The 8,992-nt window shown below is 71.1% G+C and carries 7 protein-coding genes and 1 pseudogene; 4 read left to right on the forward strand and 4 right to left on the reverse strand.

The features are described 5' to 3' along the window. Window positions 1–45: 45 nt before the first annotated feature. Window positions 46–2,109, reverse strand: a complete 2,064-nt coding sequence (locus ACFW2G_RS32610) for a discoidin domain-containing protein (RefSeq protein WP_384582060.1) — start codon at window positions 2,107–2,109, stop codon at window positions 46–48. Window positions 2,110–2,368: 259 nt separating this feature from the next. Between ACFW2G_RS32610 and ACFW2G_RS32615 the strand changes: the two genes are divergently transcribed. Then, complete coding sequence (locus tag ACFW2G_RS32615; RefSeq protein WP_037928987.1) at window positions 2,369–2,653, forward strand: hypothetical protein; 285 nt, start codon at window positions 2,369–2,371, stop codon at window positions 2,651–2,653. Window positions 2,654–2,685: 32 nt separating this feature from the next. Here the strand turns inward: ACFW2G_RS32615 and ACFW2G_RS32620 are convergent, their stop codons facing one another. The 3 genes from ACFW2G_RS32620 to ACFW2G_RS32630 form a co-directional block, all read right to left on the reverse strand. After that, window positions 2,686–3,894 carry a serine hydrolase domain-containing protein gene (locus ACFW2G_RS32620; protein ID WP_384456445.1) on the reverse strand — a complete coding sequence of 403 codons (1,209 nt, stop codon included), beginning with the start codon at window positions 3,892–3,894 and terminating at the stop codon, window positions 2,686–2,688. Between the two features lie 131 nt (window positions 3,895–4,025). Beyond that, window positions 4,026–5,654, reverse strand: coding sequence for an AMP-binding protein (locus ACFW2G_RS32625; protein WP_384456448.1), 1,629 nt, complete (start codon window positions 5,652–5,654; stop codon window positions 4,026–4,028). Between the two features lie 351 nt (window positions 5,655–6,005). Further along, window positions 6,006–6,986 (reverse strand): ScbA/BarX family gamma-butyrolactone biosynthesis protein, encoded by a 981-nt coding sequence (locus ACFW2G_RS32630; protein WP_037928983.1) that lies wholly within the window; start codon window positions 6,984–6,986, stop codon window positions 6,006–6,008. A 103-nt stretch (window positions 6,987–7,089) separates the two neighbouring features. Between ACFW2G_RS32630 and ACFW2G_RS32635 the strand changes: the two genes are divergently transcribed. The 3 genes and pseudogenes from ACFW2G_RS32635 to manB form a co-directional block, all read left to right on the forward strand. After that, window positions 7,090–7,737: a ScbR family autoregulator-binding transcription factor gene (locus ACFW2G_RS32635; RefSeq protein WP_384582058.1), complete on the forward strand. Its 648-nt coding sequence runs from the start codon at window positions 7,090–7,092 to the stop codon at window positions 7,735–7,737. Then, a complete protein-coding gene (locus ACFW2G_RS32640) occupies window positions 7,734–8,690 on the forward strand; it encodes an NAD-dependent epimerase/dehydratase family protein (RefSeq protein WP_384582056.1) in 957 nt (318 codons plus the stop codon). Before ACFW2G_RS32635 ends, ACFW2G_RS32640 begins: the two co-directional genes overlap by 4 nt. A 120-nt stretch (window positions 8,691–8,810) precedes the next feature. Continuing rightward, window positions 8,811–8,992, forward strand: a pseudogene (manB, locus tag ACFW2G_RS32645) (phosphomannomutase/phosphoglucomutase); the annotation flags it as partial.

Consider the following 8,992-nt stretch of genomic DNA (forward strand, 5'->3'; position numbering starts at 1 on the left):
GATCGGCGGATCCGGCCGGCCCCGGACGCGGGGCGTGAGCACGAGTCAGCTGCTGTAGACCCCGACCTCGTAGAGCGAGTACCCCCACTGCGTGCCGCGCTGCACCCCGTGGACGCGAACGTAGCGGGCCGTGGTGCCGGTGAACAGGGCCGTGTCCAGACCGCCGTCACCGGTGGTGGTGGACCATGCCGACTGCCAGGTGGTGCCGTCGTTCGACAGCTCGATGCGGTAGGCCCGCCCGTGCGCCCGCTCCCAGTCGAGGGTGACGCGCTTGACCAGGTGGGCCGATCCGAGATCGATCTTGATCCACTGGTCGTCGCTCCAGTTGCTCGCCCAGCGGGTGCTCGTGTTCCCGTCGACGGCCCGCGAGGGGGCGTAGCTCGTGAACGGGTTCCACTCCGACGAGCTGGCCGTGGCGGACGCGCCCGCGGCGAGGTTCACTCCGGCCTTGTGCTTCTCGGACGAACCCCACGTGGTGAGGTAGGACTCGGCGCCGCGGAAGAGGTCGTCGACCACGTCCTGGCCGCCGACGATCCGGAGGTCCTCGATCCAGTCCGGCACCAGGCCGTAGTGCGAGGCACCGTCGGTGTTGAGGTCCCAGGTGCGCTGTCCGGTGGTCTGCCGGTCGATGACGGAGCCGCCGTCGACGCTGCGGAACGGGTAGCGGACCGGGTTCGGGGTGTCGGCCCCGCGCGGCCCGGGCCAGCCGCCGACGCCGTTCATGTCGGTGCCGTAGCCGTAGCCGACGCCGTACTTGTCGCGCAGGGCGTTCTTGGCCTTGGCCTCGGCACTGAAGCCCTCGGCCCCGCCCATGTACTGGGCGACGAACCCGCCGAGCTTGTAGAGCCGCTCGGTCCAGTTGTCGTCCATCCAGCTGTGCGAGGAGATGACGCCCGGGTAGGACTCCGACTCCAGGATGTCGAAGGCCCGGCCGGCGGCCTTGACGCTCATGTGGTCGATTTCGAGCATCATCTTGCGTTTCATCATCCCGCGCACTGCGTACTCGCCGAGCTCGGTCAGGCCGCGCGTGTTGCACTGCGCGTCCGCCGCGTACGAGGGCACGGAGACGCCCGCGGGGAGCTCCTGCTGCGCCGCGGGAGCGGCCGCGAGCCCGATGGGGTTGTCGTGCTGCGGGCCGGTGCACTTCTCCGTCTTCCAGAAGGTGCCCGTCGACAGGAACTGGCCGACGTTGATCGCGGTGCCGAGGGCGCCCTGGTCGAACCGGACCCCGCACAGGGCGTTGTCGAACTTGTGGCAGAGGAACATGCTCCGCACGCCCAGCCGGTGCAGCTCGTCGAGGCCCCGGTCGATGTCGTCCTTGCTGCACTGCGCGAAGTCCAGGATCTGCTTGCAGCCGAACGGCTCGGAGGTCTCGACGCCGAGGACGACGGCCAGCTTGCCCTGTTTGACGACCTCACGGGCCTGGGCGGAGTCGGTGACGATCCGGAACCAGCCCTTCCCGGGGCCGCCGTACATCGTGTCGATGTAGGACTGCATGTCGTACGTCTTCTGGGCTTCGAGCCGGATGGCGGTCATCTCGTCGCAGCCGCGGTCCTTGAAGAAGTAGACCGAGCAGATCACGCCGTTGGTGACGAGGTCGTTGACGAGCACGCGCTGGCCGCCGCGCCAGGCGCGTTCGACCCACGCGTAGTAGTTCTGCTGGTGGGTGAGCGAGTCGTGGGCGGGCCAGTCCTTGAAGGTCGGCCAGCCGTTCGGGTCGTGCTTGCCGTCGCCACCCTTGGTGATGAAGTCGAAGATCGCCAGGGTGCCGTCGGGGTAGTGCTCGGGGCAGTCCTTGAGAGCGTCGGCCACGCCCCTCTCGGAGAAGGGCTTTCCGCAGATGAGGCGTCCGCCGAAGCCCTCGTTGGACATCAGGTGGTCGTGGGCGTCGACGAATCCGCGGACCCGTCCCTGGGAATCGGTGCCCTTGAAGGGTTCACCGGTGACGTTGATCTCGGAGTCGGGTGCGGGCCGTGCCACCGGATTCCACCAGCCGGGGTCTGCGGCGGAGCTGGGCACGGGGCCGAGCACCATCGCCACCACGGCGAGGAGCAATGACAGGACCGCGATCGGGCTGCGCCTGGGGTGCTTGTCTCGGGAAATGGTCATCACTCACGTCTTCGGTCAGCGGATGGCGCGGTGGAGGAGATGCCGGACCCGTTCGGGGACGCGACGGCCGCGGAAGGCCTTGAAATTGTCATGAACCCGCAAACGGTGGGTCGAGAATCGCCACTGTCGTCGACGGAGTCAAGAGTCCGGGACAGATGACCTGATGATTCGTCAGGCGCACGCTCGCGTGACCGGGCGGGGACGGGCCCGTCCGGCGTGGCCGGACGACGTGAGCCACGGGACCGCCTACCGTCGGGGTATGAGTGGGATGGCCGTGGTGTACGAGGTGGAGGATCCGGCGGCGGCGCACGCCGGAGGGGCCGGCGGCGCGGGCGGAGAGGCGGCGGTCGTGCGCGTCCACGCGGCGCCCGCCGCGCCCGGGATGCCCGGTGTCCCCGGACCGCGGACCTACTGCGGCAGGGACACCTTCGCGATGCGGGCCGCTCCGCGGACGCCCGCGGAGCGGCCCGGCCCGACCTGGTACGAGGACGGGTACGCGGACCGGGTCTGCCCCGCCTGCGACGAGGCGGTGGGCACCGGCTGAGCCGCCGGGGCGGTGCCGGGCCGGGCGGAGCGTCAGCGCGTGTTGCGCTCGGGCAGGTCCACCTCGGCCGGGGCGACGCCGAAGCCGCGCGCGCCCTTCTTCTCGGCCTGCATGCCGCAGAACGCGGCTTCGAGGGTGCCGCCGAGCGCCGTGTTGGCCGCACCCCTGTTGGAGGTGTTGGCCATCGCCGAGAGGCTGCGCCGGCCGTCGCGGGTGGAGAAGGCGTACGTGTAGAAGCCCTGCACCGTGCCCGTGTGGCCGTAGACCGAGGTGCCGCAGGAGAGGTCGTAGCGGCGCAGACCCAGCCCGTAGAACCGGGTGTTCGTGGCGTCCGTCGGGGTCGCGGTGACCATGGCGTCCAGCAGCGGCGGGGCCAGCAGCCGGCCGCCGAGCAGTGCGGACGTGAAGGTGTTCAGGTCCGCCGGGCTGGAGATCACCGCTCCGGCGGACTGGGCCCACGACACCGTCTGCTCGGTGGAGTCGACCAGCGGAGCCCCGGCCTCGTCGGGGTGGAGGTAGCCGCGGGCGTGCAACCCCCTGATCCTGGTGTCGGGGTGTACGTAGGAGGTGTCGCGCAGGCCCAGGGGCTTGAAAATGCGCCGTTCGTACTCCTTGCCCACCTGGTTGCCCGTGGTCTTCTCGATCAGCATCCCGACCACGACGAAGTTGGTGTTCGAGTAGGCGTACGCCACGCCGGGCTCGGTCGTCCTGGGCTCGCGCAGCGAGAGGTCCAGCAGCTCCTGGTAGCTGAACACCCGGTTGCGCACGGCCTCGAAGCCGGGGACGGTGTGCTCGAACATGGCGTCGGTGTAGTCCGCGAGGCCGCTGCGGTGGGTCAGCAGGTGGCGCACGGTGATCCGCCCGTCGGGCAGCAGGCCGGGCAGGTATCGGTTGACCGGGGCGTCCAGTTCGATCTTCTTCTCGCCGACCAGCTGGAGCAGAACCACCGAGGAGAAGGTCTTGCTGACGCTACCGATCCGGAAGCGGGCCCGCGGGTCCATGGCGGCGCCCGAGCTCCTGTCGCGAACGCCGACGGTCCGGGTGCGGACTCCGTCGGGGCCGCTGAACCGGGCCATGGCGCCGGGCGCGCCGGCGGCGGTCGTGTTCCGCAGCGCCTGGGTGAGCGCTTCGAGGTCGGGGGAGCGGTCGGCGGCCCGGGCGGTGGTCGCGGGCGCGATCGCGGCCGTCACGGCGAGCAGGGCGGCGGTCAGGGCGAGACGGCGGTTCACGGGCAGTGGCACGGTGTTCCTCTGGTCGGTGGTCAGTCGGCAGGGAAGGGCGGGGCGTCGCGGCGGGCCGGGTGGCACGGCCCCGACGCCCCAGGAAGATCATCGATGAGGGGCAGCCGGGGCGTGAGCCGCAACGCGCCGTTCTAGGAGGGAAGTTCCAGCAGGCGGAGCGCCTCCTGGCGCATTTCCACCTTGCGGACCTTCCCGGTGACGGTCATGGGGAACTCCTCCACGACGTGCACGTAGCGCGGGATCTTGAAGTGGGCCAGCCTGCCCGCGCAGTACGCGCGGACTGCGTCCGCGGTCAGCGGCTCGGCGCCCTCGCGCATCCGCACCCACGCCATCAGCTCCTCCCCGTACTTGGGGTCGGGCACCCCGATCACCTGGACGTCGACGACGTCCGGGTGCGTGTGGAGGAACTCCTCGATTTCGCGCGGGTAGAGGTTCTCCCCACCGCGGATCACCATGTCCTTGATCCGGCCGGTGATGCTGAGGTAGCCATCGTCGTCCATCACGGCCAGGTCGCCCGTGTGCATCCAGCGGGCGGCGTCGACGGCCTCCGCGGTGCGCTCGGGCTCCTCCCAGTAGCCGAGCATCACCGAGTAGCCGCGCGTACACAGTTCACCCGGTTCACCGCGGGGGACCGTCCGCCCGGTCCGCGGATCGACCACCTTCACCTCCAGGTGCGGCCCGACGCGGCCCACGGTGGACACCCGGCGCTCGACGGAGTCGTCTGCGCGGGTCTGCGTCGACACCGGCGAGGTCTCGGTCATCCCGTAGCAGATGGACACCTCGGTCATGCCCATGCGCCCGATGACCTCCCGCATGACCTCGACCGGGCACGGCGAGCCCGCCATGATCCCGGTGCGCAGGCTGGACAGGTCGTAGGAGTCGAGGCCGGGCTGCGCCAGTTCGGCGATGAACATCGTGGGGACCCCGTAGAGCGAGGTGCACCTCTCCGACTCCACCGCGGCCAGGGTGGCCGCCGGGTCGAAGGACGGCGCGGGGATCACCATGGCGGCACCGTGGCTGGTGCAGGCGAGGTTGCCCATGACCATGCCGAAGCAGTGGTAGAACGGCACCGGGATGCAGACCCGGTCCTGCTCGGTGTAATGGCACAGCTCGCCCACGAAGAAGCCGTTGTTCAGGATGTTGTGGTGCGAGAGGGTCGCGCCCTTGGGGAATCCGGTGGTCCCCGACGTGTACTGGATGTTGATGGCGTCGTCCGGGCTGAGCGAGGCCTGCGCACGGGCCAGGTCTGCCGGGTCGCCCCGGCGGCCGCGCTCCAGTAGGGAGTCCCACAGGGGACCGCCGAGCACGGCCACGAACTCCAGGGTGGGGCACCGAGGGCGCACCTCCTCGATCATGGCGGTGTAGTCGGAGGTCTTGAAGCGGTCGGCGGCGGCCAGCAGCCGGATGCCGGACTGCCGCAGCACGTACTCCAGTTCGTGGGAGCGGTAGGCGGGGTTCACCGTGACGAGGACCGCGCCGATCCGGGCGGTGGCGTACTGCACCAGTGTCCACTCCGCGCGGTTGGGGGCCCAGATTCCGACGCGGTCGCCCTTGGCGATGCCGAGGTCGAGCAGACCGAGCGCGAGGGCGTCGACGTCGGCGGCCAGCTCTGCGTACGTCCACCGGCGGCCGGCGGCCACGTCGACGAGGGCATCGCGGTCGGGGAACCTGCGTACCGTCCGGTCCAGGTTCTCGCCGATGGTGTCACCGAGCAGCGGCACTTCGCAGACCCCGGACGCGTAACTCGATGCGGCAGACACATGGACCTCCTGGAGACGGACTGGCGGGCGTGTGGACAGGTGGGCGGCCTGGGGCGGTCGCGCCGGGAACATACTGACGGGGTGACGGGGAGCCCCCTGCCAGCCTGCCCCGGGTACGCGGGTGCCTACGCCTACGCCTACGCCTACGCCTGCGCGACGGGCCGGGGCCCGAGGTCCCGGGCGGTCCGCGGCGTACGAAGGCGGCCCCGCGGTGCGTGACGCCCGCTCACGTCCGGTGCGCTCGGACGGGTCCGGGGGATCGGAGGCGGGGCGGCCGAGGACGAACGGAAGGCGCCCGCCGGGCAGAACCCGGGCGGGCGCCTTCTGTCGTACACGTGGGGCGGGGAAGGGTCAGGGCGTGGAGAAGGTGCGCCGGGGCGCGGGCGCCATGGCGGTGATCGTCGCCGTGGCCGTGAAGACCTCCTCGCCGTTCTGTCGGGCCACGACCCGCACGGGAAGCCGGCGGCCGTCCGGCGCAGCCGTCCGGTCGGGGAGCGCGGTCGTTTCGATCCAGCAGGGCGAGTTCAGCTCCGCGTAGCGGAAGAACCGCATCTCCATGTCGGTCAGGACGCCCCGGCGGGGGAAGGCGGAGGCGTACGCGGCCTGGCGGACGGCCTCCAGCAGCAGCATGCCGGGAGCGTGGTCGACGGGGTGGTCGAAGAGAATCGGGTGGTTGATGTCGGCCCGCAGCTGCGCCCGGTGGGTCGAGCTGGTCGGGGAGAGGACCACGTCGTGGAAGCGGTCGCGGCACACCCGCCGGGGCGTCATCGGCGGCGGGAGCGGGATGACGCGGGCGGCCACCTGCGCGAGGTCGCCGTTTCCGCCGCGCAGGCGCTGGTAGACGGCTTCGGGCTGGTTGGTGAACGCCGCTTCGGCGGTACCCAGGAACTCCCCGTCCCGGGTGGCCGTGACGTGCATGGTCAGGCCCGCCAGCCGGCGTCCCCGGCGGGCTATGCCGGAGCAGCGGATGTGGAGCACGATGTCGGCCGGTCTTGAACCGACCACGAGGGCAGCGGGGTTGGCCGAGTAGCTGAAGGTGTCCCAGATCTGGCGGTGGCCGAAGGGCACGTCGTACGCCACATGGCTGAGCAGCGGGATGGCCTGGCGGACGGATTCGGCCAGGAGGAGCGGGTCGTGGTGGCCCGCGTCGGGCGAGTAGAAGCTATGGGCACGGGGCCACTGGGCGGTGATGACGTACTCGTCGGGAGCGACGGAACGCCATCCGGTGAGCAGGACTTCGGAGTGTGCGCTCTTGTGCACGTATTCCCGTGGTAACGCGCTGCTGAGCGAGGCGGTCGCGGGCGAGGTGGAGTGAGCAGCTGACACAGTCATTGGTTGAGCCCCCCTGGAACGTCGGACATGAGCTGGTGCTTGTTCGGCGCTGGGTCCTAAAATAAAGGATGTTCGTTTTTTTTGTCGAGAAGGTTAGGTGCACATGTCAGAACGAAAGCAGCAACGAGCCCCTCAACTGAGGGCAGTTCAGACGAAGGCGGCCATCCTCCGCGCCGCGGCGGAGGTCTTCGACGAGTTCGGCTTCAGCGGAGCCAGCATCAGCAAGATCATGAAGCGGGCGGACGTCACGCAGGGCGGGATGTACTTCCACTTCAGCTCGAAGGAGGAACTCGCCTACGCGGTGATGGTCGGGCAGGGCGAGGGCCTGGAGTTCCCCGCGGGCGAGGACGGCCTCCAGCGCCTGGTGGACATCACCCTCTACCTCGCGGAGCAGCTCCGGCACAATCCGGTGCTCCGTGCCGGCGTACGACTGGCGGTGGAGCAGGGCGAGTTCGGCCTCCGTGACGACGTCGCCTACCAGGCCTGGGTGCTCGAATTCCGCCAGCAGCTGCGCTTCGCCCGGGCCAAGGGCGAGCTCCAGCCGGACGTCGACGACCACGAACTGGCGTGGGTGCTGGTCAGCTCCTTCACCGGCGCCCAGCTCTTCTCGCAGGTCTCCACCGGCCGGGCCGACCTGCCCCAGCGCATCGCCTCGCTCTGGCGCTACCTGTTGCCCGCCGTCGCCACCGAGGACACCCGCAAGGGCCTGCGCCTGACCCTGGAGACGGCCGGGGCGGAGCCGCAGGGGTGAGCGGCCGCCAGGTCGTCGTGACCGGGGCGACGGGTTTCGTCGGCTCCGCGGTGCTGCGCCGCCTGCTGGAGCGGGAACCGGGGATCGTGCTGCGCGTGGTGTCCCGTACGGCGGCACCGGCCGCGCCGGGCTCCGTGCACCGGGTCGGTGCGGACCTGGCCGAGCCCGCCTCCCTGCGGGGCGTGTGCGACGGCGCCGACGCGCTGTTGTCGCTCGCCTCCTACATCGGACCCGACGCCGGCCGTTGCGAGGCGGTCAACACCGCTGGTACCGCGGCCCTGATGGCGGAGGCGCGGCGCGCGGGTGTGCGGCGCGTCGTCCACCTGTCGACGTGCGCGGTCTACGGTCCGGGACCGCACCGGGGCGCGGACGCGGCCGAGCTGGCCCCCGCCCCGGTGTCGCCGGCCAGCGCCAGCCGGCTGGCGGGGGAGGCGCCCGTGCTCGCCGCCGGGGGCCTGGTCCTGCGCGCCGGACTGGTCCTGGGCAGCGGGGACCGGTGGGTCGTGCCGGCTCTCGCCGATGCCTTCCGGCGGGTACCGGCACAGTGGGACGGGGGAGCGGGACTGGCCTCCTTCGTCGACGCCGACGACCTGGCGCGGCTCTTCGCGGCCTTCGCCCTCGGGGGAGGTGCCGCGGCCCGGGCGGAGGGCGTCCTGCACGCCCACCACCCCGAGCCGGTGCGCAACCGCGACCTCATGCACGCGCTGGCCGCGCAGGGAGTGTTGCCGGAGCGGCCCGCCGCCGACTGGCCCTGGAGCAGATGTGTCGAGGCGCTGGCCGCGACCCCGGGCTGGGTGAGCGAGCGGCAGTTCACGCTGCTGGCGCGGGACCACTGGTACCGCGCGGACGCGGCATGGGGGCTCGCCGGGATCGACCCGGGTCCGGGCCCGCTCGCCCGGCTCGGCCGTGCGGCCGCCTGGTACCGGGAGAGAGGTGCCGTCACACCGGGGTGACGGGGATCTGCCAAAGCCTCAGCGGGATGGGGGCGGACGGGCCGTGGCGGGGATGCGGGCGGGTAGCGTCCCGGAGACAGCCGGTCCTGGTCATCCCGTGAACCTTGTGGAGGAGTGGAAATGCCCGACCTTTCGAACATCGTCAAGGCGTATGACGTGCGTGGCGTTGTGCCGGACGAGTGGGACGAGTCGCTGGCGGAGCTGTTTGGTGGTGCTTTCGTCGAGGTCGTGGGTGGGTCGGCGATCGTGGTGGGGCATGACATGCGTCCGTCGTCGCCGGGGTTGTCGGCGGCTTTTGCGCG

Source organism: Streptomyces sp. NPDC058880 (genome assembly GCF_042742535.1).
Taxonomy (GTDB): Bacteria; Actinomycetota; Actinomycetes; order Streptomycetales; family Streptomycetaceae; genus Streptomyces.

Coding starts and splice junctions, on each gene's coding strand:
- ACFW2G_RS32630 (WP_037928983.1), bottom strand. CDS start 6,986: ATGACTGTGTCAGCTGCTCACTCCACCTCGCCCGCGACCGCCTCGCTC.
- ACFW2G_RS32610 (WP_384582060.1), bottom strand. CDS start 2,109: ATGACCATTTCCCGAGACAAGCACCCCAGGCGCAGCCCGATCGCGGTC.
- ACFW2G_RS32635 (WP_384582058.1), top strand. CDS start 7,090: ATGTCAGAACGAAAGCAGCAACGAGCCCCTCAACTGAGGGCAGTTCAG.
- ACFW2G_RS32615 (WP_037928987.1), top strand. CDS start 2,369: ATGAGTGGGATGGCCGTGGTGTACGAGGTGGAGGATCCGGCGGCGGCG.